Origin of the sequence: Agrobacterium tumefaciens (assembly GCA_025559845.1) — a bacterium.
Classification (GTDB): domain Bacteria; phylum Pseudomonadota; class Alphaproteobacteria; order Rhizobiales; family Rhizobiaceae; genus Agrobacterium.
The window spans coordinates 2,429,670-2,455,296 of sequence record CP048469.1; the positions used below are offsets into that span (position 1 = coordinate 2,429,670).

General features: G+C 57.2%; 26 protein-coding genes. 11 read left to right on the forward strand and 15 right to left on the reverse strand.

Translation table 11 applies throughout. The features are described 5' to 3' along the window. Position 1 precedes the first annotated feature (1 nt). The 4 genes from sbmA to FY156_12345 all read right to left on the reverse strand — a co-directional run bounded on the left by sbmA (position 2) and on the right by FY156_12345 (position 4,560). Positions 2-1,279, reverse strand: coding sequence for a peptide antibiotic transporter SbmA (gene sbmA, locus FY156_12330; GenBank protein UXS02194.1), 1,278 nt, complete (start codon positions 1,277-1,279; stop codon positions 2-4). Positions 1,280-1,422: 143 nt separating this feature from the next. Next, positions 1,423-2,613 carry an MFS transporter gene (locus tag FY156_12335; protein ID UXS02195.1) on the reverse strand — a complete coding sequence of 397 codons (1,191 nt, stop codon included), beginning with the start codon at positions 2,611-2,613 and terminating at the stop codon, positions 1,423-1,425. A gap of 75 nt (positions 2,614-2,688) precedes the next feature. Beyond that, the gene (gene map, locus FY156_12340; protein UXS02196.1) at positions 2,689-3,441 is read right to left on the reverse strand and encodes a type I methionyl aminopeptidase; all 753 of its coding nucleotides are present in this window, start codon (positions 3,439-3,441) and stop codon (positions 2,689-2,691) included. Between the two features lie 57 nt (positions 3,442-3,498). Further along, positions 3,499-4,560, reverse strand: coding sequence for an LLM class flavin-dependent oxidoreductase (locus FY156_12345; GenBank protein ID UXS02197.1), 1,062 nt, complete (start codon positions 4,558-4,560; stop codon positions 3,499-3,501). Positions 4,561-4,804: 244 nt separating this feature from the next. Between FY156_12345 and FY156_12350 the strand changes: the two genes are divergently transcribed. The 5 genes from FY156_12350 (at position 4,805) to FY156_12370 (ending at position 11,556) form a co-directional block, all read left to right on the forward strand. Continuing rightward, entirely contained in the window at positions 4,805-5,581 is a 777-nt protein-coding gene (locus FY156_12350; GenBank protein UXS02198.1) for a 3-hydroxybutyrate dehydrogenase, read from the forward strand. 127 nt (positions 5,582-5,708) lie between these two features. Then, entirely contained in the window at positions 5,709-7,178 is a 1,470-nt protein-coding gene (gene xdhA / locus FY156_12355) for a xanthine dehydrogenase small subunit (GenBank protein ID UXS02199.1), read from the forward strand. 19 nt (positions 7,179-7,197) lie between these two features. Next, positions 7,198-9,537 (forward strand): xanthine dehydrogenase molybdopterin binding subunit, encoded by a 2,340-nt coding sequence (xdhB, locus tag FY156_12360; protein ID UXS02200.1) that lies wholly within the window; start codon positions 7,198-7,200, stop codon positions 9,535-9,537. Between the two features lie 12 nt (positions 9,538-9,549). Beyond that, the gene (gene xdhC, locus FY156_12365) at positions 9,550-10,383 is read left to right on the forward strand and encodes a xanthine dehydrogenase accessory protein XdhC (protein UXS02201.1); all 834 of its coding nucleotides are present in this window, start codon (positions 9,550-9,552) and stop codon (positions 10,381-10,383) included. A gap of 246 nt (positions 10,384-10,629) precedes the next feature. Further along, positions 10,630-11,556, forward strand: a complete 927-nt coding sequence (locus tag FY156_12370) for a LysR family transcriptional regulator (protein UXS02202.1) — start codon at positions 10,630-10,632, stop codon at positions 11,554-11,556. Here the strand turns inward: FY156_12370 and FY156_12375 are convergent. Then, complete coding sequence (locus FY156_12375; protein ID UXS02203.1) at positions 11,532-11,870, reverse strand: hypothetical protein; 339 nt, start codon at positions 11,868-11,870, stop codon at positions 11,532-11,534. The genes FY156_12370 and FY156_12375 overlap by 25 nt on opposite strands. Before the next feature lie 469 nt (positions 11,871-12,339). Between FY156_12375 and puuD the strand changes: the two genes are divergently transcribed. The 4 genes from puuD (at position 12,340) to FY156_12395 (ending at position 16,952) form a co-directional block, all read left to right on the forward strand. Further along, positions 12,340-13,602 (forward strand): urate hydroxylase PuuD, encoded by a 1,263-nt coding sequence (puuD, locus tag FY156_12380; protein UXS02204.1) that lies wholly within the window; start codon positions 12,340-12,342, stop codon positions 13,600-13,602. Continuing rightward, positions 13,599-14,909 (forward strand): guanine deaminase, encoded by a 1,311-nt coding sequence (gene guaD / locus FY156_12385; protein ID UXS02205.1) that lies wholly within the window; start codon positions 13,599-13,601, stop codon positions 14,907-14,909. Before puuD ends, guaD begins: the two co-directional genes overlap by 4 nt. A gap of 78 nt (positions 14,910-14,987) precedes the next feature. Then, a complete protein-coding gene (locus FY156_12390; protein ID UXS02206.1) occupies positions 14,988-15,740 on the forward strand; it encodes a sulfite exporter TauE/SafE family protein in 753 nt (250 codons plus the stop codon). A 78-nt stretch (positions 15,741-15,818) separates the two neighbouring features. Continuing rightward, entirely contained in the window at positions 15,819-16,952 is a 1,134-nt protein-coding gene (locus tag FY156_12395; protein UXS02207.1) for an alpha-hydroxy-acid oxidizing protein, read from the forward strand. 25 nt (positions 16,953-16,977) lie between these two features. On the opposite strand, the gene FY156_12400 is transcribed toward FY156_12395, so the two are convergent. Together FY156_12400 and FY156_12405 are read right to left on the reverse strand one after the other, a co-directional pair. After that, positions 16,978-17,322 carry a multidrug efflux SMR transporter gene (locus tag FY156_12400; GenBank protein ID UXS02208.1) on the reverse strand — a complete coding sequence of 115 codons (345 nt, stop codon included), beginning with the start codon at positions 17,320-17,322 and terminating at the stop codon, positions 16,978-16,980. Next, positions 17,319-17,903: a TetR/AcrR family transcriptional regulator gene (locus FY156_12405; GenBank protein UXS02209.1), complete on the reverse strand. Its 585-nt coding sequence runs from the start codon at positions 17,901-17,903 to the stop codon at positions 17,319-17,321. Before FY156_12405 ends, FY156_12400 begins: the two co-directional genes overlap by 4 nt. Before the next feature lie 202 nt (positions 17,904-18,105). Between FY156_12405 and FY156_12410 the strand changes: the two genes are divergently transcribed. Next, positions 18,106-19,350 (forward strand): D-alanyl-D-alanine carboxypeptidase, encoded by a 1,245-nt coding sequence (locus tag FY156_12410; GenBank protein ID UXS03135.1) that lies wholly within the window; start codon positions 18,106-18,108, stop codon positions 19,348-19,350. Positions 19,351-19,354: 4 nt separating this feature from the next. Here FY156_12410 and FY156_12415 read toward each other — a convergent pair whose 3' ends face one another. The 8 genes from FY156_12415 to FY156_12450 all read right to left on the reverse strand — a co-directional run bounded on the left by FY156_12415 (position 19,355) and on the right by FY156_12450 (position 24,887). Further along, on the reverse strand, positions 19,355-20,098 hold the full coding sequence (locus FY156_12415; GenBank protein ID UXS02210.1) for a metallophosphoesterase family protein: 744 nt from the start codon (positions 20,096-20,098) through the stop codon (positions 19,355-19,357). Positions 20,099-20,103: 5 nt separating this feature from the next. After that, positions 20,104-20,460 (reverse strand): hydroxyisourate hydrolase, encoded by a 357-nt coding sequence (uraH, locus tag FY156_12420; GenBank protein ID UXS02211.1) that lies wholly within the window; start codon positions 20,458-20,460, stop codon positions 20,104-20,106. Then, positions 20,457-20,957, reverse strand: coding sequence for an ureidoglycolate lyase (locus FY156_12425; protein UXS02212.1), 501 nt, complete (start codon positions 20,955-20,957; stop codon positions 20,457-20,459). Before FY156_12425 ends, uraH begins: the two co-directional genes overlap by 4 nt. A gap of 3 nt (positions 20,958-20,960) precedes the next feature. Next, positions 20,961-21,323: a DUF86 domain-containing protein gene (locus FY156_12430; protein UXS02213.1), complete on the reverse strand. Its 363-nt coding sequence runs from the start codon at positions 21,321-21,323 to the stop codon at positions 20,961-20,963. A gap of 14 nt (positions 21,324-21,337) precedes the next feature. Next, complete coding sequence (gene uraD / locus FY156_12435; protein UXS02214.1) at positions 21,338-21,835, reverse strand: 2-oxo-4-hydroxy-4-carboxy-5-ureidoimidazoline decarboxylase; 498 nt, start codon at positions 21,833-21,835, stop codon at positions 21,338-21,340. After that, positions 21,832-22,758, reverse strand: a complete 927-nt coding sequence (puuE, locus tag FY156_12440; protein ID UXS02215.1) for an allantoinase PuuE — start codon at positions 22,756-22,758, stop codon at positions 21,832-21,834. Before puuE ends, uraD begins: the two co-directional genes overlap by 4 nt. Before the next feature lie 111 nt (positions 22,759-22,869). Next, positions 22,870-23,577: a DUF1045 domain-containing protein gene (locus FY156_12445; GenBank protein UXS02216.1), complete on the reverse strand. Its 708-nt coding sequence runs from the start codon at positions 23,575-23,577 to the stop codon at positions 22,870-22,872. 98 nt (positions 23,578-23,675) lie between these two features. Further along, complete coding sequence (locus FY156_12450) at positions 23,676-24,887, reverse strand: FAD-binding oxidoreductase (protein ID UXS02217.1); 1,212 nt, start codon at positions 24,885-24,887, stop codon at positions 23,676-23,678. On the opposite strand from FY156_12450, the gene mnmD reads away from it, so the two are divergent. Next, complete coding sequence (gene mnmD / locus FY156_12455) at positions 24,886-25,611, forward strand: tRNA (5-methylaminomethyl-2-thiouridine)(34)-methyltransferase MnmD (GenBank protein UXS02218.1); 726 nt, start codon at positions 24,886-24,888, stop codon at positions 25,609-25,611. The two genes, FY156_12450 and mnmD, sit on opposite strands and share 2 nt — an antisense overlap. The last annotated feature ends 16 nt before the right edge of the window (positions 25,612-25,627 follow it).

Genomic DNA, 25,627 nt, shown 5'->3' on the forward strand with positions numbered 1-25,627 from the left:
GTCACGGCCGGTTGGCGGCCATTTCACCCTCTTCAGCCTCACGCTGCAGATAACGCTCGTCGATATCGGGCAGGGGCTGGTCATCGATTGCCGCTTCGAAGGCGACCAGACGTTTGCGGATCGACAGAAGCTCGATGATCGTCGACCAGGAGCTGACGAGATACTGGAAGCTGTCGCTGACCTGACCGAACGCCGTGGCGATCTGCTGCCATACACCCATGGTGATCTTCGCTGCCACGATGGTCGGGATCAACATGAAGGTCAGGATGATCGCATCGAGCTGGCCAAAGGTGTAGCGAGCGACGTTGAAATAGAGATAGTGCCAGTACATGCGGAAATAGTTCTTGCGCACATTGGCGAACAGCTCACGCATGGTTGGCGGCTGGGCACGGTCGCCATGGTCTTCGCCATAGACAAGCTCCTTGCGGAACGCTGCCTCGACGCGCTGGTTGCGGAACTGCAGGCCAGGAAGCTTGATACCGACAACGGCAAGAAGCACGGTGCCGAAGACGGACCACAACAGGGCAAGCCAGAACAACGAATGCGGGATCGCGCCGAGGAACGGCAATTCGGTGACATGCGCCGACATCTGGAACAGCAGCGGCAGGAAGACGACCAGGGTCATGACCGAGTTGATCAGGACAACGCCAAGGCCTTCAACGATCGATGCAAACCGCATCGTATCTTCCTGCACACGCTGGGAAGCACCCTCGATATGGCGAAGCTTGTCCCATTTCGACAGGTAGAAATCGTTCATCGCAGTACGCCAACGGAAGACATAGTGGCTGGTGAAGAACGCCGTGGTGACGTTCATCGCCACGCCAACCATGCCGATTTCCAGGAAGCGCAATTGGAGTGCATAGAACTGGCTTGCCTCGATCCCCGGCTGCCCTTCCAGCGCGCGCTGGAAAAGATCGAAGAACGGGCCGCGCCAGTTGTTGATCGCAACGGAAACCTGAACTGCGAAATAGGCGATGAAGATGATGAAGGCCGAACCCCAGATCGACCAGTTGGTCCAGGGGTGGTCTTTGGCAAGGATCTGCCACGTCACGCCGAATATCGCGACGAAAATCGTGAAGTAGAGATAGAACCAGACGTTATCACGGGAAAAGAAATACGCGATGCCAAGAGGTGCCGTTTCGCCCGGAGCCAAGGGCGGCATGCCAAGGGCGGCGCCCAATTGTGGACCGATGCTGTACCACACGGCAATGCACACGACGGTCCACAATGCCGCTGAGGTAAAAAACAGCTTCGGTTTGGGAAAGAAGGAATGAAACACGTTTTTAGTCCACGCGCGTTTGAGATCGGCCATTATTGGCGAAGCACTTGTTGGCGCGAACCTAGGGCAGAAATTTGTGCACAGCAACGCCGAAGCGCTCACCTTAACAATATGTAAGGCATATCAGCCGTGTGAAGGGCTTTTCAGCGCCTCGCGTCGGCTGCGAGAACAGGCAACATCAGAAGAATGCTGACACCGAGAATGCATGTAGCAAGAATCGAGGGGGCCGTGAAATTTCCTGTCGCCTCAGCAATCCATCCGGCGGCAAGCGGGCCAATGATCTGACCCGTTCCGAAAGCTGCCGTCATGAAGGCGAAGGCGCGTCGGGGGCTACCAGCCGCAAATTCGCGTCCGAGCTGCAGCCCGTACGCTGTGATGACCATGAAGGTCAGACCAAGCAGCAGGCCACCCGTGAGAACACCTGCAACGGGCGGCAACATCACCGATCCAAGGACGCCGACCGCCTCCACCGCCAACACGATCACAAATGCGCGCTTCAGCCCTTGAGCCTTCAATACCGGTTTCCACAGGAACAACGAGATCGCCGCAGCGCAGCCGGTCACAAACCAGGCCAGAAACTCCACGAAAGCACCGGCTGACGCCATGCGCGCGATGGCGACGATAAAGGTCGCGGTTATGACGTAGCCAAAGCCGAACAGACCGTAAGCAAGCGTGGTCAAAACCAGTGGCCGTTTCCATTGAAGCGGCGGCTCGGCGGCGGCAGACGCATGCCGGGGCGGTCCTGCAGGCAGAACACGCCAGACGATGACCAGAGTTGCGAACGTAAAGATGGCACCGGCAACCCATTCCTGTCGCCAGGACGCGCCGCTGCCATGAAAAACAACACCAATCAGGTAAACGACAAGCGACGAAATGGCGATGCCTGCACCGACGCCGCCAAAATGCAGTGCCTGGATATGGTCTTTGCCGGCCTGCATCGCATGACCGATGACGATCTGCGAGGTGAAGATCATGGTGAAAGCGCTGGCGAGACCGGCAAGGAAACGAATGACTGTGAAAGCTGCAACACTATCGAAAACAGCCATGGCGAACAGCAGGACACCGGTTGCCAGCAGACCGGAAAGAGCGACCAGACGCTCTCGTCCCTCTGCCCATGAATAGGCCGCCAGGATGGCGCCCGCCAGATATCCGGCGAAATTGCCGGCCGCGATCACGCCAGCATCTGAGGCCGACAGCGGAATGTCCGCCATCATCCCCGGGAGAATGGGGGTGAAGGAAAAGCGGCCGAAACCCATGGCCGATGCCATCATCAACGCGCCGCTGAAACCAAGCGCGACAAGCCGCCTGTTCGAAATATGGTCTGAGGAGGTCATGGACGGCTTATCGCAGCCGCCCAGCCAACCCACAAACAAGTTATTTTGATTGCGCCAATAACGCGTTTTGATCGATCACTCGACAAGCGTCAGAACGAGCGGACCATTTTTCGTCGCAACGACAGTGTGCTCGTACTGAACCGTCGGGGCGCTCGGATCACTAAAGAGCGTCCATGGATCATCATCACCGTCTTCGGCCCAATAGGCGCCCATCGACAGGAACGGCTCCACGGTGAACACCACACCTTCCTGCATGATGCGTCGCTCCGCTTTGTCCGGCCAGGTCGCAAGTTCTTTCGGCTCCTCGTGCAGCGAGCGACCGATGCCGTGGCTGGCAAGATTGGTAATCAACGTATAGCGGTTCTTCTTCGCAAACGAGCCGATTGCATTGCCGATATCGGCGAAAGGACGCCCGGTCTTTACCTGCTGAAGCCCAGTCCACATTGCCCGCTTGCCATCACGGCAAAGCCGCTCAATCTCTTTCTTGACCGGCGGCACGGCGAACGACGAACCCGTATCGCCGAAAAAGCCGTTTTTCACGGCCGAAACATCGATATTGACGAGATCACCCGCCTTTATGATGCGCGGACCTGGAATGCCATGCGCCACTTCCTCGTTGACGCTGATGCAGGTGGCACCCGGAAACTGGTAGCAGAATTCCGGTGCCGATTGTGCACCATTGTCTTCCAGCACCTTGCGACCGATCGCATCCAGCTCCGCGGTGGTGATGCCAGGCTCAAGCGCATCAGCCATCGTCTGCATCGCAAGCGCGCAAACCCGGCCGACATCCTTCAGCATCTCCAGTTCTTCGTCGGTGGATATGACCATTTTTCCGTCCGTATTCTTGTAAGCGATGTCCTCCTGGGGCACCGCCATCATCGTCAATCAGGCTGTGGCTTTCACCGGATCAGCGCTGCCAGTCAATTCTTTTCTGACGATCGGGGCGACTTTCGTGCCGTAAAGCTCGATACCGCGCATGATCTGGTCATGCGGCATGAGCCCGATGGCCATCTGCAAAAGGAAGCGATCATTCTTGAAGAGACCATGCGCCTTGATGATCTTTTCCGCCACCTGCTCGGGTTCACCGAGGAAGAGGTTGCCTTCAGCCCCACGCGCTGCGTCGAAATGGGCACGGCTCGTCGGCCCCCACCCCCGCTCGCGACCGAGACGGTTCATAACCTCCGCCTGCGGACCATAAAACTGATCGGCGGCCTTCTCGGTGGTATCGGCAATAAAACCATGGACGTTGATGCTGGTCCGCAATTTCGTCTTGTCCTGCCCTGCGCGGCGAGCCGCCTCGTAATAGAGATCGAATAACGGTGCGAAACGACGATATTCGCCGCCGATGATCGCAAGCGCGACCGGCAATCCCATCGCACCTGCGCGTGCGACCGACTGCGGCGTACCGCCAACGGCGATCCAGACAGGCAGCTTCTCCTGTAACGGACGCGGATAGACACCACGTCCGTTGATCGGCGCGCGCTTGGCACCGCTCCAGGAAATGACCTCCTGCTCGCGCAACGCCAGCAGCAGGTCGAGCTTTTCGGTGAACAGCTCGTCATAATCTTCCAGATTGTAGCCGAACAGCGGATAGGATTCGATGAAGGAGCCCCGCCCTGCCATGATCTCGGCGCGACCATTCGAGAGCAGATCGACAGTCGAAAATTGCTGAAAGACCCTGACCGGATCATCAGAACTGAGCACGCTCACGGCGCTCGTCAGCCGGATGTTTTTCGTTTTCACCGCAGCAGCCGCAAGCACGGTGGATGGTGAGGAAGCGACGTAATCAGGGCGATGATGTTCTCCGAGCCCGAAAACATCCAAGCCAACCTGGTCGGCAAGCTCGATTTCTTCCAGCAGATTTTTCAATCGCCGCACGCCTTCAGGCCCGCGTCCATCAGCGGGGTTGGGGTCGACATCCGCGAAGGTGTAGAGACCGAGTTCCATGTCCGATACCTCTGTTTTCCGTTTCCCTGAGATAGGCACCCACCCTCCCCAAAACAAACGGGAAAATCTGGAACGGTCTCTTCGAAAAAATGGATGGAAGCGGTTTCTCCAGCGTTTCCCCCGTCACCCATCTTCCCGCAGGAGGCGTATACAGCGCATTCTTCAAATGCCGATTGCCAGCCGGGCCGGTTTGGGCATACGCTCGTCAATATATATGTGCGAGGTAATGCCGAGAGGGGAATGCATGCATCGGACAGTGATCGTAACAGGCTCTACAAGTGGAATCGGTCTTGCCATCGCCCAGGCGTTTGCCAAGGATGGAGCCAATGTGGTTTTGAATGGCTTCGGCGACGACGATGAAATCGAGGAGCTTCGCCTCCTGCTGGAGGCAGAGAGCGGTGGTCGCGTCCTCTATCATCCGGCGGACATGACACAGCCCGATGAAATTGCCGATCTCGTCAATTCCACGTTCGAGAAACTGGGCTCGATCGACGTGCTCGTCAACAACGCAGGTGTTCAGCACATTGCTCCGGTCGATGAGTTTCCGCCGGAAAAATGGGATGCGATCATCGCCATCAATCTGACGAGTTCCTTTCATACCATGCGTGCTGCGATACCCTTGATGAAAAAGGCTGGCAAAGGCCGCATCATCAACATCGCCTCGGCACATGGGCTTGTCGCCTCGCCGTTCAAATCCGCCTATGTCGCAGCCAAACATGGCATCATGGGGCTGACCAAAACGGCAGCGCTGGAGTTGGCGCAAACAGGCGTGACGGTCAATGCCATCTGCCCCGGCTACGTGCTGACGCCTTTGGTCGAAAAGCAGATACCCGAAATGGCAAAGGCGCGCGGGATCAGCGAAGAGTCCGTCAAGAACGATGTGATGCTGGAACTGCAGGCCATCAAGGAATTCGTCACGGTCGAGGATGTCGCGGCTACAGCGCTGTTTCTGGCGAGCGATGCTGCCAACCACATCACGGGTACACATATTTCTGTCGACGGCGGATGGACGGCGCAATAATCAGCCGATTTTATTTCCATTTCAGAAATAATGAATTTCCGAAACGGAAATCGATCTCCACCCGCAGGCGTGCATAGATGATGAGACAGGAACCGGCGATTTGCCGGGCAACGAAGCAAGGCAGTGCATGAACGACGCAATCAGTTTCATCCTCAACAACGAAACCGTTTCGTTGAAGGATTTTGGACCAACCGACACGCTTCTTGATTACCTTCGGCTCTCCAGACGGCTGACAGGCAGCAAGGAAGGCTGTGCGGAAGGTGACTGCGGCGCATGTACGGTCTTGGTCGGGCGGTTGCTCGATGGCTCGCTGCGATATGAAAGCGTCAATGCCTGCATTCGCTTTCTGGGCTCGCTGCATGGCACCCATATCGTGACGGTAGAGCATCTCGCCGCGCGTGACGGCACGCTGCATCCCATCCAGCAGGCCATGGTGGATTTCCATGGTTCGCAATGCGGTTTCTGCACGCCGGGCTTTATCATGTCGCTTTACGGCCTGTGGCTTTCGGCTGAAAATCCATCACGTGCGGATATCGAAAAGGCCCTGCAAGGCAATCTCTGTCGATGCACGGGCTACGAGCCGATCGTCCGCGCCGCGGAAAAGATCGCGGCAGCCCGCCCCAGTGCGCTTTTCGATCCGCTACAGCGCGATCGTACCGACATCATGGCACGTCTTTGGGCCATCCGGACCAATGAAACCATCGTCGTTACCAAGGGCGACGACCGCACCATCATTCCGGCAACGCTCTCATCGCTGATCGATCTCTATGCCGCCGAACCGAAAGCAACCATCGTTGCCGGCTCTACCGATGTCGGCCTGTGGGTGACGAAGCAGATGCGGGCGCTGAACCCGGTCATTTTCATCAACAATCTGTCCGAATTGCAGACCGTGACGGTCGATGGCGAGGGCATCACGTTGGGCGCTGGCGTCACTTACAGCCAGGCCTTCAAGACCATTGCGGATCATGTTCCGCCGCTTGCCCGACTGTTCGACCGGATCGGAGGTGAGCAGGTGCGCAATATGGGCACGATTGGCGGCAATATCGCCAATGGTTCGCCGATCGGCGATACGCCGCCAGCATTGATCGCGCTCGGCGCCATTCTGACATTGCGCTCCTCATCGGGTGCACGCACCATACCGCTCGAAAGCTACTTCATCGAATACGGCAGGCAGGACAGATTGAGCGGCGAATTCGTCGAAAAACTCCTCATTCCGCTTCCTAAGGCGGAAAGCCGCTATGCCGTCTATAAGATCTCGAAGCGGCGTGACGAAGACATTTCTGCCCTGTGCGCCGCCTTCAATCTCATCCTGGATGCAGACGGCAGCGTCGAAGATATCCGCATCGCCTTCGGTGGCATGGCGGGCACGCCCAAACGAGCGGCCCATCTGGAAGCCGCTTTGCTGGGAAAACCATGGACGCAGGAGACGATCGAGGCTGCCCGCGATACGCTGGACGAGGATTTCCAGCCGTTGACCGACTGGCGCGCGACAGCCGAATACCGGCAACTGACGGCTAAGAACCTGCTGACGCGCTTTTTCCTTGAGACAAGCGGAGCAAAGCAGGAATTGAACCGTTTTGCGCTGGAAGACGCATAAACGCGAAGGATTGACACAGATGGACACGACCACCTTCGACAAGACCAAAACAAAGATCGATGGCCCGATGCATGCGTCGCTGCGGCACGATTCCGCCCATAAGCATGTCACCGGCACCGCCGAATATATTGATGATATTCCAGAACCCGCCGGTTTGATCCATGGCGCGCTTGGCATGGCCGACCGCGCCCACGCAGAAATCGTTTCGATGGATCTTTCCGAGGTCGAAGCGATGCCTGGCGTCATCTGGGTGATGACAGGCAAGGACGTACCGGGCGAAAATGACGTGTCCTCCGGTGGTCGCCACGACGAGCCGTTGCTCGCAGAAAAACTGGTCGAATTTCACGGCCAGCCGATCTTTGCTGTCTTTGCAGAGACCCGTGACATCGCCCGCAAGGCCGCCCGCAAGGCAAAGATTACCTACAAGGATCTGCCGCATTGGAGTGACATCGACGGCGCCTTGGAAAACGGTGAGCCGTTGGTGACACCGGGCATGGTCTTGCAACGTGGCGAAGCGAAAATCGAGATGGACGTTGCGCCACGCCGTCTGACCGGCACGATGCGCATTGGCGGGCAGGAACATTTCTACCTCGAAAGCCATATCGCCATGGCGATTCCCGGCGAAGATGACGAGGTTACGGTGTGGAGCTCCACCCAGCACCCGAGCGAAATCCAGCATATCGTCAGCCACATTCTCCAGGTGCCATCAAATGCAGTGACCGTGCAGGTGCGTCGCATGGGTGGCGGTTTCGGCGGCAAGGAAACGCAAGGCAACCAGTTTGCGGCCCTTTGCGCCATTGCTGCCAAGAAGCTGAACAGGGCTGTCAAAATTCGTCCCGATCGCGACGAGGACATGACGGCAACCGGCAAACGCCATGACTTCCGGGTCGACTACGAGCTTGGCTTCGACGAGGAAGGCCGTATCCATGCGGTTGACGCCACCTATGCGGCGCGTTGTGGCTTCTCATCCGATCTGTCTGGTCCCGTGACCGACCGCGCCTTGTTCCATGCGGATTCGAGCTACTTCTACCCGCATGTGCATCTCGCGTCGAAGCCGCTGAAAACCCACACGGTTTCCAACACGGCGTTCCGCGGCTTCGGTGGCCCTCAGGGAATGGTCGGCGGCGAACGCTTCATCGAGGAGATCGCCTATGCGGTGGGCAAGGACCCGCTGGAAATCCGCAAGCTGAATTTCTATGGCGAACAGGGTTCCAACCGCACCTTGACCCCCTACCATCAGGAGGTCGAGGACAACGTCATCGGCCGGATCGTCGACGAACTGGAAGCCTCCGCCGATTATCAGGCCCGCCGACAGGCAATCATCGAGTTCAACAAGACAAGCCCGGTCATCCGCAAGGGCATTGCTCTGACGCCGGTAAAATTCGGCATCTCCTTCACCATGACGGCCTTTAACCAGGCTGGCGCGCTGGTTCATATCTACAATGATGGCTCGATCCATCTGAACCACGGCGGCACCGAAATGGGCCAGGGCCTTTATACAAAGGTCGCACAGGTGGTCGCCGATGCATTCCAGGTCGATGTGGGTCGGGTGAAGATCACCGCGACCACCACCGGCAAGGTGCCGAATACTTCGGCAACCGCAGCGTCTTCCGGCTCCGATCTCAACGGCATGGCCGCCTACGACGCCGCGCGGCAGATCCGCGAGCGTTTGGTCAAGTTTGCCGCGGAAAACTGGAACGTCTCGGAGGAAGATGTCGTTTTCCTGCCAAACCGGGTGCGGATCGGACAGGAAGAAATCGGCTTCAACGATTTCATCAAGAAGGCCTATTTCGCCCGCGTGCAGCTTTCTGCCGCCGGTTTTTACAAGACGCCGAAAATCCATTGGGATCGCGCTGCTGGACGGGGCACGCCGTTCTATTACTTCGCCTATGGCGCATCCTGTTCCGAAGTCTCGATCGACACGCTGACCGGTGAATACATGATGGAACGCACCGACATTCTGCACGATGTCGGCAAGTCGCTGAACCCGGCCATCGATATCGGTCAGGTGGAAGGCGCTTTTGTTCAGGGCATGGGCTGGTTGACGACCGAAGAATTGTGGTGGGACGCCAAGGGACGGCTACGCACCCACGCACCGTCGACCTACAAGATCCCGCTTGCCTCCGACCGGCCGAAAATCTTCAACGTGAAGCTCGCAGAATGGTCGGAAAATGCCGAGCCAACGATTGGCCGCTCCAAGGCTGTCGGCGAACCACCCTTCATGCTGGCGATCTCGGTTCTGGAGGCACTGTCGATGGCCATTGCCTCCGTCGCCGACTATAAGGTCTGCCCGCGTCTTGATGCACCTGCAACACCGGAACGGGTGCTGATGGCGGTGGAACGGCTGAAGAAGGTGTGAGGGCAAGCGCCAATGCCTGAAACGCGCCTTTCCCGTTTCCTTGCCAGTTCCGGTCCGGCCGTCCTCGTCGAAATAGAGGCCGTGAAAGGATCTTCGCCGCGTGCGGCAGGAACCTTCATGCTGGTGGCTGAAAACCTGCTTTGGGAAACCATCGGCGGCGGGCAGTTCGAATATATGGCAATCGACCATGCCCGCGCCATGCTGCGCAGTGGCGCGGTGGAAGACAGCATGGACATCCCGCTAGGCCCGGAAATCGGCCAATGCTGCGGTGGACGGACATTGTTGCGTTTTCAGCGTGTGACCACCAGCATTGCCAATCAGCTCGAACAGAGGCTTATGCGGGAAGAACAGGCACAGCCCGCCGTCTTCATTTTTGGCGCCGGCCATGTCGGCAAGGCGCTCGCACAGGCACTTTCACTTTTGCCTTTGGCCATCACGGTCGTGGAAACACGCCAGAACGAATTGGTGGACCTGCCGGAAACGGCAGAAACCGTTCTCACGCCGATGCCGGAAGCTGCTGTCGCCACTATTCCCGAAAACGGTGCGGCGATCATCGTCACTCACGATCACGCTCTCGATTTCCTCATTGCCAAAGAGGCGCTTGCGCGTTCCGATCTTGCCTATGTCGGCATGATCGGTTCGAAGACCAAACGCGCTACCTTTGCACATTGGCTGGAGCGAGAGGGAGAACCGACATCAAATCTACAAAAGCTGGTCCTGCCAATCGGCGGCAGCAGCGTGAAGGACAAGCGCCCTGCTGTCATAGCGGCCCTTGTGGCAGCCGAGCTGCTGCACGCAATTTCCCTTGTCGGAAATCACTTCGAAAATAGCCACGTCCATCCCTGACACCGATATCGCGCTTGATATCATCCGACAGGCTTTCTTCTGCCAAATCATCTGGCTTGAAGCTTTCAAAGGTAAACCGTTCCAGTGCTCGCAGACCGGCGCGCACGCGGGTCCACGCATGCGAAAGATATCGCCGCATGTTCATCTCCATTCAGAAATTCAATTGATGACTGAGAAGAAAGATGCTTTGTTTTTCATCGAAAAACCAATGAAACATCCATCTCATCGCATAAAGAGAACTTATCCATGAAGATGTCGCGCCAGTTCCCGCTGAACGCACTGAGAGTGTTCGAAGCCGCTGCCAGACATTTGAGTTTTACGAGGGCCGGCGATGAACTGGGCATGACGCAGACCGCCGTCAGCTACCAGATCAAACTTCTCGAAGAACACATTGGTGAACCGCTGTTTGTGCGCAAGGCACGGCAGGTGATGCTTACGGAAACGGGACAGAAACTTGCGCCTAAAATTGCCGAAGGTTTCAGCATTTTGCGGGAGGCCGTAAACGGTGCGCGCGATACGGCTGACGAAACGTTGAGCATCCACTCGACGGCAACGTTCGCGTCGCGCTGGCTTTCAAAACACCTGGGTTCGTTTCAACTCGAAAACCCGTCCATCGCCGTAAAACTCGAGACGTCGAGCGACCTCATCGACTTTGCTCGCTCGGATGCGGATGTTGCAATCCGCTGGAGCACAAGCGACAGCCCCGGCCTTGTTTATCACCGTTTGCTGAGAGGGGTTTTCAGCCCAATGCTACACCCGGCCTTGGCCGAGAGCGTGGGCGGCCTTCACGCGCCAGCGGATTTGCTGAAACTGCGGATCATCGATCCGGGCGATCTCTGGTGGGCAAAATGGTTTCGGGACGTCGGTGTTGAAAATCCTGATCTGGCACGATACCCGCGAAGCCGCCTCAGCGTACAGGCCTTCGAGGCTGCCGCTGCCATTGCCGGTCAGGGTGTCGCCATGCTGACGCCTGAGCTTTACGCAGACGAGATTGCGCTTGGACGACTTTATCAACCCTTCGAGTACCTCAGCACCGAGGGCAAGGACTATTGGCTCGTTTATCCGGAAGGCAGGAAAAACCAGAGGAAAATAAGGTTGTTCCGCGACTGGATTTTAAAACGGATCGAAGAAGGCAGAACACCGCCAAGTCAAAAACCCATATCGGGCGCATAGAAACAGCGGGGCGTATCTTCGTTTGGATAGAGGCACAGATGATATTCCCCATCGTCCGAGCGGCGTGCCTCACGCTGCGACCAGTTGAAGACGTGGCGTTTGGTCACCAGCCTATGATCTCCCGGTCCAAGTGAGACCTCGTAACCGTCAGGGGTAACGCGAACACTCCGGGTCGGGATCATCTGGCAATCCCCCCCTTCGGCATCGCCGTTGCAGCAATAGCTCTCATATTTGAAACCCTTGTGGGATTCATGAGCAAAAGCAGTGGCACTGAAAGCCAGTAGCAGAAAAGTCACTGTCAGAATAACGCGCATCGGCATAGTCTCCGTTGAAGAACAACGGCAGCAGCCGGAAAGTCATTGCGTCACTTCATTCAAAATCCAAACATTACAAGCAAAACCCGGACACAATGGTCTTCGGGACCTGCTTCACCCTGCCCTTGACTGCCCCCCGCCCCAGGGATTGCAGCTCCCGCTTTCGGCACACCGCCAAGCGAAGCAAGTATGGAAGCATTTTTTGGCTCCGCAGCCTTTTAGTGTAGCACATCACCGGGCTGCACATCCATTATTAGCTGAGTCGCGATAGCCGGCTAAGTGCAATCTGTGCGCCGCACAAGATCGTCGCCCTATGTGACGGCGGCGCATCATCAGCGATGCCTTCGGCGACTGATGTTGTGGACACAAACGCTCCATATTGTGAACAATCATTGCGACTGCTCTGCTTTTTTCTTCCCTCTCCGGCAATTTTCTCGCAATGTGCACTGCACAGGATCAGGGGAACAGAATGTACGAATACGCCATTGCCTGGGAATGGATGGCTTTTGCCGTCCGCTGGCTTCATGTGATCACCGCAATCGCCTGGATAGGCTCATCCTTTTATTTCATTGCGCTCGATCTCGGACTGGTCAAACGCGCCCACCTTCCGCCCGGTGCTTACGGCGAAGAGTGGCAGGTCCATGGCGGCGGTTTCTACCATATTCAGAAATATCTGGTCGCCCCTGCGCAGATGCCGGAACACCTGACCTGGTTCAAATGGGAAAGCTATGCCACATGGCTTTCCGGCTTTGCCATGCTCTGTATCGTTTATTACGGCGGTGCGGACCTTTTCCTTATCGACCATTCGGTGCTGGCACTCACCCAGTTTCAGGCAATCTGTCTTTCGCTTGCCTCGCTGGCGATCGGCTGGCTGTTTTACGACTTTCTCTGCAAGTCACCGCTGGGCAACAACACCTGGGGCCTGATGATCGTGCTCTATGTTGCGCTGGTGGCGATGGCGTGGGGTTATACGCAGGTCTTTACCGGCCGCGCCGCGTTCCTGCATCTTGGCGCCTTCACCGCCACCATCATGTCGGCCAACGTTTTCTTCATCATCATTCCCAACCAGAAGATCGTCGTGGCCGACCTGATTGCCGGCCGCACACCCGATCCCAAATACGGTCGAATCGCCAAGCAGCGTTCGTTGCACAACAACTACCTGACGCTGCCGGTCATTTTCTTCATGCTGTCAAACCACTACCCATTGGCCTTCGCCACTGAGTTCAACTGGATTATCGCGGCACTGGTGTTCCTGATGGGGGTTACCATCCGTCACTGGTTCAACACCACCCATGCCCGCAAGGGCAAGCCGACATGGACCTGGCTTCTGACAGCGATCATCTTCATCGTCATCATGTGGCTATCGACGGTTCCGAAAATTCTGACTGGAGAGCAGGAGGAAAAAGCCGCCACCCTGTCTCCTGTCCAGCAGCGCTTCGTCAGTGATGCGCATTTTGCGACGGCGCGCGATGTGGTGCAGGGACGCTGTTCCATGTGCCATGCGGCAGAGCCGGTCTGGGAAGGCGTACCCTTCACACCCAAATCGGTGAAGCTTGAAACCGACGCGCAAATCGCCGCCCATGCACGTGAAATCTATTTGCAAGCTGGCCGAAGCCATGCCATGCCGCCCGGCAACATCACCGCCATCACTCCCGAAGAACGCAAGGTGCTTACCGCCTGGTATGAAAGCGCCGTGTCCGGGGGTGGAAATGCCGAAGGAAAAACAGAATGAGCATGCTTCTGCTGCGTGGCCGCCTGCTGAGCTTTAACCGTGCCCCGCACTCCATCGACGATCATCAAAGTTATCTCTACATCGAAGATGGTGGCCTGCTTGTCGAGGACGGCAAGATCGCAGCGATCGGCGACTACGCCGATATCCGTAAAAAAGCGCCGGAAGACGTCGCAGAGAAAGATCACCGACCTCATCTGATCGTGCCCGGCCTGATCGACATGCACCTGCATTTCCCGCAGATGCAGGTCATCGGTTCCTACGCCGCCAATCTTCTCGAATGGCTGAACACCTATACGTTCCCGGAGGAATGCCGTTTCGTCGAAAGTGCGCATGCCCAGCGCATCGCCACGCATTTTTACGATGAACTGGTTCGCCACGGCACCACCACTGCCGTCGCTTACTGCTCCGTACACAAGACCTCCGCCGACGCCTATTTTGCCGAAGCCATAAAGCGCAACATGCTGATGGTTGGCGGCAAGGTGATGATGGATCGCAACGCGCCGCAAGGGCTACTCGATACGCCGGAAACCTCCTACGACGAAACACGGCAGGTCATCGCGGATTGGCACGGCAAGGGCCGTAACCACGTTGCCATCACACCACGTTTCGCCATCACTTCCACGCCCAGGCAGATGGAAGCCGCGCAAGCGCTGGCACGCGAATTTCCCGATCTCTTCATCCAGACCCACCTGTCCGAAAATCTGGACGAGATCAAATACACCTGCGAGCTTTACCCCGAAGCGACCGACTATACTGACATTTACGTCCGCTACGGTCTGATGGGTAAGAAGACCCTGCTCGGTCACGCCATCCACCTGTCCGAACGCGAGGCAGACGTGTTGTCGGATACGGGTGCGGTTGCCGTGCATTGCCCGACGTCCAATCTGTTTATCGGCTCCGGCCTGTTTCCGATGAAGAAACTTCAGCGGCGCGAGAAGCCGGTCCGCATTGCCGTGGCGACCGACATTGGTGGCGGCTCCAGCTACTCGATGCTGCGCACCATGGATGAAGCCTACAAGATCCAGCAGCTTCTGGGCGAGCGTCTCAATCCGCTGGAAAGCTGGTACCTGATGACGCGCGGTAATGCCGAAGCGCTGTCGATGGTTGACCGTATCGGCACGCTGGATGCGGGCACAGACGCCGATATCACCGTTCTCAATGCGTCCTCCACCCCTGCCATGGCGCTGAAAATGGAAGTGGTGAAGAGCCTGACGGAAGAGCTGTTCCTGATGCTGACCATGGGTGACGACCGCACTGTGGTGGAAACCTATGTGGCAGGTGAAGCAATGAAAAGCGCGCTCGCATAATTCGGTCACGGCCGAAACATCGCGTCGCCATAACCTTTATATCGGCCCCGAAGAACCAACTCTGTAAGGGAAGTCTCCGTGGTCGATCTGCAAACCGGTAGTCTTGTTGCGATATTTGCGATCTTCACGATTGCAGGGATCGTCAAGGGTGTGACGGGCATGGGTTTGCCGACTGTCGCCATGGGCATGCTTGGGTTTTTCATGTCTCCCGTGGCTGCCGCCGGCATGCTCATTCTGCCATCCTTCATCACCAATATCTGGCAACTTCTGTCGGGACCGCATCTGAAGGCCACTCTCTTGCGGCTGTGGCCCATGATGATTGCCATCGTCGCCGGTACGCTGATCGGCATCCGATTGATGACGGGCGGCGCGGCAGTCTGGACGACTTCGGCGCTTGGAGCAGCACTCGCCACATATGCCGCTTTCAGCCTGCTCGCCCGTCCCTTCTCTCTTCCCCTTGCTCTGGAAAAATGGCTCTCCGCACCGGTCGGCTTCATCACCGGTCTCTTGACGGGTGGTACCGGCGTTTTCGTCGTTCCCGCCGTGCCCTACATACAGTCGCTGGGTTTCCAGCGTGACGATCTCGTGCAGGCGCTCGGCCTGTCATTCACGGTTTCCACGATGGCGCTGGCTCTTGGTCTTGCCTCCCAATCGGCGCTCCAGACGCAGGAACTCACCATCTCGGCACTCGCCGTTATACCGGCTCTCCTGGGGATGTGGGCAGGTCAGAAAATCCGTCATATTGTCAGCCCGACGACGTTTCGACGCTGGTTTCTGATATGTCTGCTCATTCTGGGATGCGAACTGTTTTTACGGACATTCTGGCACTGAAAACGACGACGATTTCGATGTCACAATCCAGAAATTCGTGATATTTGAAGCCAACATTCAAATGTGAAGGCTTTATCCATGGGCAAAATCCTCACCATTGCAGACCTGAAGAAGAAGGCGCAACGCCGTGTTCCGAAGATGTTTTTCGACTATGCCGACAGCGGCGCATGGACGGAAAGCACCTACCGCGCCAATGAAGAGGACTTCCAGAAGATCAAGCTTCGCCAGCGCGTGCTGGTCGATATGACAGACCGCTCCCTGGCAACGGAAATGATCGGCCAGAAGGTCTCGATGCCTGTTGCCCTTTCACCCACCGGCCTCACGGGCATGCAGCACGCCGACGGTGAAATGCTGGCCGCCAAGGCTGCAGAAGAATTTGGCGTACCCTTCACGCTGTCCACCATGAGCATCTGCTCCATCGAGGACGTTGCCTCTGTCACCTCGAAACCATTCTGGTTCCAGCTTTACGTGATGAAGGACCGCGACTTCATCAACAACCTGATCGATCGCGCCAAGGCCGCCAAGTGCTCGGCGCTGGTTTTGACGCTCGACCTGCAAATCCTTGGCCAGCGCCACAAGGATTTGCGCAACGGCCTGTCAGCTCCGCCGAAATTCACGCCGAAACACATCTGGCAGATGGCGACGCGCCCGCAATGGTGCCTGGACATGCTGCAAACCAAACGCCGCAGCTTCGGCAACATCGTTGGACATGCCAAGAACGTCTCTGACCTGTCCTCGCTATCGTCCTGGACAGCAGAACAATTCGATCCGCGTCTATCCTGGAAGGATGTCGAATGGATCAAGGAACGCTGGGGTGGCAAGCTGATCCTCAAGGGCATCCTGGATGAAGAAGATGCGCGTGCAGCCGTCGGCACAGGCGCGGATGCGATCATCGTCTCGAACCATGGCGGTCGTCAGCTCGACGGAGCCCATTCTTCAATCGCCATGTTGCCGAAGATCGTCGATGCGGTCGGTGACCAGATCGAAGTCCATATCGATGGCGGCATTCGCTCCGGCCAGGACGTGCTGAAGTCGATCGCTCTGGGCGCCAAGGGCACCTACATCGGTCGCCCCTTCCTGTATGGCCTGGGCGCCGGTGGCAAACAGGGTGTCACAACGGCCCTCGAAATCATCCGTAAGGAGATGGACATCAGCATGGCCCTCTGCGGTAAACGGCTGATCACCGATGTGGACCGCAGCATCCTGGCATAACGTGACCGGGCGGGGAAACCCGCCCTTAATGTCCGACCGTCTTTGAGAACACGTTCACAACCACGACCCCGGCGATAATGAGGCTAAGACCGATCACGGCCGGCAGATCCAGCGTCTGCCGGAACACGAAATAGCCGATGGCCGAAATCAGGACGATGCCGAGACCGCTCCAGATCGCGTAGGCAACGCCGACCGGCAGGGTGCGCAGCGTGATCGACAGCAGATAAAAAGCCGCGCCATAGAACAATGCCATCAGGAGCGTCGGCAACAGCCTGGTAAACTGCTGCGATTGCTGCAGGAAAGACGTCGCGATGACCTCGCAGACTATGGCCGCGACAAGCGCTCCGTAGGTCAACATCACCGCATTCATCGTCCTTTTCCCTTTTCCGTTTGCGTAATCAGCAATGCATGAAGTGCGGCGCGATCATCGCCTGCCCCACCATCATCGGCCAGCAGGTCGGCAAGCCAGACGCCATCGGCAGCAAGCCGAACAGCTTCAAGCTGGGGCGTGTTATCCGTGTCTTTGTGACGGACAAGACGCTCTGCAAGCCATGTCGACCACATGCTCCGCAGCGACGGTTCTCCAATCATCGAAACCGAGATTGCCGCCCATTGTTTGCCCGAATCGCGCTCTCGATCGGCGAAAACCGCATTCACATAGGCACGCGTGAAGCATCCGTGAGCTTCACAATCCTGTGAGACCAACCCGTCTATTTCCGCGTCTAACGCCATCAAAAGGTCGGCCATCACCGCTTCGAGCAGGACCTGCTTTGAGGCGAAGTGATGAAACAATCCGCCCTTCGTCACGCCCGCCGCATCAGCAACGGCCTGGATGGAAATCGCCGAAACCCCTTGATCGGCAGCAAGTTTCGCTGCGCAATCGAGAAGATTGCGACGAACGAGTTCGGGCTGCTTCTTTCGCTCATGTGCATTTGTCATGGCAATAAACATACCGGACGGACGGTTTCTTTTCAAGGGGACGAGAGGTTCACCACATTGGCGGAAATTCATACTTAATTAAGCATGAAAGCTATCTCTAAAGTTTTAGCGGTTTTGTTGCCGGAATGTGTCAGTAAAAATGCGCCGGAAACAGGCTTTCAGGCGGCCAACAGATTTGAAGGGGCGGAAAATGTCGGGAACGATCAAACGGGGAATGGCGGGAGCATGGGTTTTCGCACTCGCCTTCTTTTGCGCGATCCTCTCTTTGCAGGCAAAGCCGGCTATGGCCGGTTATGCGCACTTCATCATGGATGCAAACACCGGCAAGGTGCTGGCCTCGCGCAACGCGGATGTCCTCAACCACCCTGCCTCTCTCACGAAGATGATGACGCTCTACATGACTTTCGAGGCGCTGCACAACGGCCGCCTGAGATGGGATCAGCGCATCACCATGTCAAAACACGGCGCGGCCGCTGTTCCCTCGAAACTGTGGGTCAAGGCTGGCACCACCTTCACCGTGCGCGAAGCCGTTTATGGCATGATCGTAAAGTCCGCGAATGACATGGCGGAGGGCATGGGCGATCACCTGGGCGGATCTGAAGCGAAGTTTGCGCAGATGATGACCCGCAAGGCCCGCCAATTGGGTATGTCGAAAACCGTGTTCCGCAATGCGTCCGGCCTGCCAAGCAAAACGCAGGTCACCACCGCGCGCGATATGGCCAAACTCGGCCTCGCCCTTCAGCGGGACTTCCCTAGAGAATATCGGCTTTTCGCCACCCAGTCTTTCAAGTTCCGCGGCCAGACCATCCGGGGGCACAATCGTCTTCTGGCAAGCTACAGAGGCGTAGATGGCATCAAAACAGGTTACACGAACGCCTCCGGCTTCAACCTGGTCAGTGCCGTCAATCACAATGGCCGTAGCGTCGTAGGCGTCGTGCTTGGCGGCAAGACGGCCCGTAGCCGTGATGCGCAGATGGCAGCGCTGCTGGACAAGGCTGTACCGCAGGCCTCGCGCGGTCGCGCCGCCGAACAGCTCGTTGCCAGCGCCAGCGTCAGCCGCACCTTCGATGTGCCACCGGCGACTGTACCTCTGCCGATGTTTGCAGAGCGCCGCCAGGATCCTGTCGCCATGCAGATTGCCACGGCAAACAGCCAGATGGCCGACATGATGCAAGTGTCTGCCATTCCGACACCGGCCTCCCAACGCAGCCGCTGGGAAGTTCAGATTGCAGCAACGGACTCGGAATCTGCCGCGCGCTCGCTGCTGGCCAACGCGCAAAGCAACATTGCGGGAAGCCACACAGGCATTGCCCCCTATACCGAGGCTGTTCAAAGCGGATCGGCAACACTTTACCGCGCCCGTTTCACCGGGTTCGAGGACCAGTCCTCCGCAGTTTCGGCCTGCAAGGCATTGAAGGCGCAGTCCTACTCCTGCGTGGTGATGACGAGCGAGGGCTGACAGGTCAGGTCTTCAGCCAGCCGGTGGCCAGGGCATTGGCGAGATAGTCAATGCCGTTTGCCCGCGCCATTTCAGCCATGGCAAGATTGTCATAACGCACCTGCCGGAAATGCGCCTGCCAGCCTCTGTGCGTCTTTTCCAGAACGGCGTAGCTCGCAAGCGGATGACCGGCCTCGACATGATGATCGAACGGCGCGTTGTCTCTCCAGCCGGGGCAGCCGACACTGCCGGGATTAACGATCAATCGGCCATCGGAAAGCTGAACCATGCGCTGAACATGCGTATGGCCGCACAACATCAGCGGCTCGGAAACACCCTCTGCCATGGCCTCGATTTCGGCCAGAGGCCGAAGCTTCAGCACCCCTTCCGGCGAAAGTGTCTCAAGCCAATATTCGAGATCGTCGCGCGGCGACCCATGACAGCAATAGGCAACGTCCTGAAACACCAGACTGAACGGCAAGGTCCGCAACCAGTCCAGATGCGCTTCCGTCAGTTGCGCATAAGCGGGTTTCTCCCAGCTCCCCATCTCTTCCGGTGCGCGATCTATCAATTCCCGATCATGATTGCCGCGAACCGAGGGTATCCACTTGCGAAGCAGAAGATCGCCCGTAAAACCGGCTTCCAGCGGACCGCTGAAGCAATCGCCAAGATTGACGATATCGCTGATGCCCTGTTTGGCGATATCCTCAAGAACGGCCTCCAGCGCCGCGCAGTTTCCGTGGATGTCGGCGATGGCGGCAAAGATCATGACACTTAACTTCCGCGGTAGGTCGAATAGCTGAAGGGCGAAAGCAGGAGCGGCACATGATAGTGCCCGCTTTCGTCGGCAATACCGAAACGGATCGGAATGACATCCAGAAAGGCTGGTTCAGGCAAGACAATACCTTTGGCGCGCAAATAGTCGCCGGCATGGAAGATGAGTTCGTATTGCCCTTTTTTGAAGTTGTCGCCAATCAGCAGCGGTCCACCATCGACGCGCCCGTCACTGTTGGTCGTCACCGTTTTCAGCTTCTCGCGTGTTTCACCATCAAGCCGATAAAGATCGATTTGCAAGCCTTCTGCGGGTGTGCCGTGGGCCGCGTCGAGAACGTGGGTTGTCAAACCGGTCATAGGGCAGGCTCCGCGATCATGTAGGGTTCGTCGAAAAAATACTCTTCCAGATTGTTACCCGGCCCATCACGATCGGCAACGATAAAATCCGACACGTTCTGCAACGGCATCAAGGGGTAATGCCACGTATTGCGCCGGTAATTTACACCCTGATCACCACGCGCCAGAAACACCTGAGGCTCACCTGGACGTCCGCCCTCGTCTTCTGCCACCACAACCAGAAACGGCCGACCAGAAAGCGGCGAAAAACTCTGGCTGCCAAGCGGATGCCGCTCCATCATCTCGATGGCATGCGGAAACCGACGCGGCTGGCCACGAAAGATATTGAGAACAATATGCGCACCCTCCCCGGCGGCTTCTGGTGCCGCAAGCGCATGATGTCTCTCGGTCTGACCACCATTGATAAGCCGCATCGAGGATGGGGTTGGTTCGATGACATCGCCGAACGACGCGAATGCCTCTTTGGTCAGGGGGCGGATTTCCAGGAAATCAGTCAAACGTCATTCACCTTGTGTATGCCAGTCGCGGATGAGATCGAGTTGGTCGAGCAGTTCAGGAATGCTGACAGAGGCCGTACGCCACAACAGTGGGAGTTCGGCGCGATAGTGATCGTACGCAATCAGATTTTTCATTGCCCTGATCTTGGACCATGCAATCTCCGGGTGGTCGCTGACGAATGCCGGATAGAGTGTATCTATCCTTGAGGCCGCTTCACCGATCAGCGCAAGTGCCATCATGATCGCCATCTGGGTTCGTTCGTCGGCATTGAATTCCTGCTCGTTGATGCCGCGCAGAAAAAGCCGGGCCTTGTTGGCCGCCAGCCTCATGTCATCGAGATAGGATAAAAGACCATCCTCTTTCATATCGGTCCGCCCCTTCAAGCACTCGGCAACATCGAGGACAGACGCAGCCAGGCGATTTTCTCGACCTGCGCGGTGGCAGTCGAAAATTCATCCTCCGGGCTGTTGTCGATGCGGTTTTCGAAGGCTGAAAGGATATCCTGTCTGTTCAGACCCTTGACCGCAATGATGAAAGGGAAACCGAATTTCTGTGTGTAAGCAGAATTGAGTGCCGTGAAGCGCGCATGCTCTTCAGGCGACAAGCGGTCGAGCCCAGCCCCAGCCTGCTCGTTGCGGCTATCCTCCGTCAACTCGCCAGCAATCGCGAGCTTGCCGGCAAGATCGGGATGAGCACGCAAGACACCGAGCCTCTCTGGTTCCGACGCTGCGCGAAACTGTGTGCAAAGCGCGTCGTGGACGACATTTGCCGTCAACGGTTCGGAGATCGCTCCGGCGTCAAAAGCACGCTCGGCAATGAAGGGCGAATGTTCGAACACGCCGCCGAAGCGGGTTACAAAGTCCTGCCGCACGATCATGATGCAGTGCCTGGCTTGTGGTGTTCGTGCCAATGGCGAGCGATATCGATGCGCTGCGGAATCCAGACCTTTTCATGCCCCAGCACATATTCAATAAAGCGCCGCAGCGCCGCAGCGCGGCCAGGCCGCCCAACGAGACGGCAATGCAGGCCGACGCTCAGCATCTTCGGCGAACCTTCGACGCCCTCTTGATAGAGAACATCAAAAGCATCCTTCAGATAGGTGAAGAACTGATCACCGGAATTGAAACCCTGCGGCGTCGCAAACCTCATGTCGTTGGTCTCAAGCGTGTAGGGAATGATCAGGAAAGGATCGTCTTTAGCTCCTTCAACCCAATAAGGCAGATCGTCGGCATAGCTGTCAGACGAATAGAGGAAACCGCCCTCTTCCATGACCAGCCGCAAGGTATTGTCAGATGGTTTGCCTTGATACATGCCGTAAGGGCGTTCGCCCGTCAGCTCCGTATGCAGGCGAACGGCCTCCTGAATATGCTTGCGCTCTTCCTCTTCCGAGAAGTCCTTGTATTCCAGCCAGCGATAACCGTGGCTGGCGATCTCCCATCCAGCTTCCTGCATCGCAGCAACCGCTTCCGGGTTGCGCGCCATCGCGGACGTCACACCGTAGACAGTCGTTGTGACGCCGAGGCTGGTGAACATGCGCCACAGACGCCAGAAACCTGCCCGTGACCCGTATTCATAGATCGATTCCATGTTGAGGTTGCGCTGACCCTGCCAGGGTTGCGCACCGACAATCTCTGACAAGAGCGATTCCGATGCCTTGTCGTTATCGAGAATGCAGCTTTCGCCGCCCTCTTCGTAGTTGATAACGAACTGTACGGCGATACGGGCGCCGCCCGGCCATTTCGGATCTGGCGCATTGCGGCCATAGCCGATGAGATTGCGCGGGTAATTATCGGAGATCATTCAGCCACCTTGCAAATAAGACGCTGAACGGTAGCATTCACGCTTGGAATGTCGAGAGCAATTTTGCCGACATTCCGATGCTTTTTTGTGTACGATTTCGCTGATTATGCCTCAGGCAATCCTGCGAGCGGAGACCCGACCCATAGGATGCAAGGAATGAACACGGAAAGGAGCGCCGGGTTCGTCCTCGATGAACAGGGCCAGATTGGCAAACGGCATGGGCCGAGCCAGTAACGGCTCGAACACCGTTTTGACAGCACGCTCGATCCGCGAATAATTCACCGGTTCAACGCTGCCCGTCAGCGTCATCTGGAACCGGAATTCATCCATGACATGCGGACTGCCCCAACGATAAAGATTGGTAAGCTGCGCTGCAGAAAGCCTTTCCGGATTCGCACGCTCGATCTCGGCGTCACCGATGGGCGCGCGGTAACGATCGAATTCCTGAACGACACTCGCGGCAAGAAAATGCAGGACGTCACATGGCCTCTCGGGCACCAGGCTGAACACATTCTCGAGTTTGGCCACAACGAGCTGCGGCAACACGAATGGCTCCTGCTTGCCGGAGAACCGCATCAGATCGCGCAACAGCGACGCTTCTGAATGCCCCTCGGCCAGACGGAACGGCGCCTTGATCGTACCGTGGAACCCATAACGTCGTGGCAAAGCCGTATGATAGGAAATATCCGGCATGGCGAGATCGATCATTCCGGGCGGTTCAACCGCCTGACCGGAATAGACGTCACGACCAAGCCACGCGGCAGCAGCCTGCGTTAACGGATCGTTGGGAGACGGCGTAAAATGAATGGCGTATCGCATGCGCTTATCACCTCGCCGGACATGCGGCTAAACGGGCCTTGTTGCTGGCCAGCAGTTAAGTGATTTGCGTAACAGATTGACGACGCGAAGCGCGTAAATCAGGATTTACTGAAATTCTCTTGCGCAAGACGCAGGTGCTCACCCAACAGAAAACTGGGCGGCAAAGTGGACGTTTGCCCGCAAACCTCCGCCAAAGCAGCATCAGCGAGACGATGGGCAAGGCCGAAACTGACCTTGAATCCACCCGCAAGCGCGACGATGCGCGGCATTTCGGGCACGCTACCAACCATAGGGTCACGCCCGATTGCTTTCGGCCGCAGACCGGCCCATCGTTCGATGATCGCAGCATTTTCCAGCGAAGGAACGAGCGTTTTTGCTTTCGAAACGAGAAGATCGAGTTTCTCGTCAGTCGTAAAGGGCACCTCAAAGAAATCTTCGCTGGTGCTGCCGACCGCGACGGTTCCGTCCTCATGCGGCACGACATAAAGGCCGTTGAGAAAAATGACCGGCATTTCAGGGTCACATCGCGCATCGAGAAGAGCTGCCTGCCCTTTGACAGGTTGTCCAAGAGCCAGACCGTTTGGCTGACCAAAAGCATCACGGATCATTGAAAAGGCGTGATGACCATTTGCAACAATGGCGTGGCCGAAATGAACCTCGTGCCGGGAGGACAAGGTCGCCCTTCCCTGCGTCGCATCGAGAGACAGAACGCTGCAATTTTCTGCCGCGTGAACATGCCGGGCTTTTCTGATGGCGTTCGACAAAACACCCGTCAGCGCGCGCGGCGCCACGCGACCTGCCAAGGTGTCAAATACGAAACCTGCCTCGCCGGCGGCATGATCCACCCAGGCTTCACCACTGGCAGGCACATCCGTGACATGCCAGTGAAATTGCCGATCAGCGGTTTTCCAGTTGTCTTCAGCATCCCGTTCGTGACGCTCGGCAATTCCTCGCAAATGCGGTTTTGGCAGAGGAATGATACGACCGCATCGACGGTATCCGGCCGACAATCCGGTCTCGCTTTCAAGCCGTGCGACTTCGGTTTCGAGGTCGATAAGCGCGTCGAACTGAAACTGCTTCTTGTCGGACCAGCGATCCGGCATGTGCGGCATCAATGCGCCAAGTAAACCGCCACTCGCGCCGCTTCCGAGCGCTGCGGCATCGACAAGCAGCGTATCGATGCCCATTCGCTCCGCTTTGACGGCCGCCCAAAGCCCCATAATTCCGCCACCGACAATCAGCAGCGACACTGAAGCCGGTAATCTTGGCGATTGACGGTGATCGAAAGCAGGACTATCGGCTTCTCTCATGACACATTCCGAGGACAATCCGGCTTCCGCTACCGGCCATACAGCGCTCGACTGGCGCGACGGGGATATGCCCTATTCCCTGGCCTTTGGCGACCATTTTTATTGCCAGACCGATGGCAGGCTCGAATGCGGCCACGTTTTCCTGGCCGGCAACGGCCTTCCTGAACGTTGGCTCGGAAGCAATGAGACCTTCCGTATTGGCGAACTTGGATTCGGCACCGGCCTCAACCTCTGCGAGACTTGGCGGCAATGGAAGCTGACGCGCGACGGTAACAGAAAACTGCATTTCATGTCCTTCGAACTTTATCCGATGAAGGGCGAAGAGTTGGACCGTGCACTATCGAGATGGCCGGAAGTCGACGCCGAACGCCAAGGCCTTGTTGCCCTCTGGCCGGATGAACCGAAAGGTTTCGTCGAAATCGAACTCGACGAAACAACGCACCTGACCGTCGTCTGCGGCGATGCCCTGCAGGGTATTACGGCACGCCACGAGATCTTCGATGCCTGGTTTCTGGACGGTTTCGCCCCTTCAAGAAACCCTGACATGTGGTCGCTGGAAATCATGCAGGCGCTTTTTGACAAGACCCGGCAAGGGGGCAGCTTTGCGACCTATGCCGCAGCAGGCTTCGTGCGACGAAATCTTCAGGCCGTCGGTTTTGATATCGAACGCCGCAAGGGCTTTGGCGGCAAGCGTGAGATGCTCTGTGGCATAAAGACGTGGTAAGGCAATCGTCCTTGGC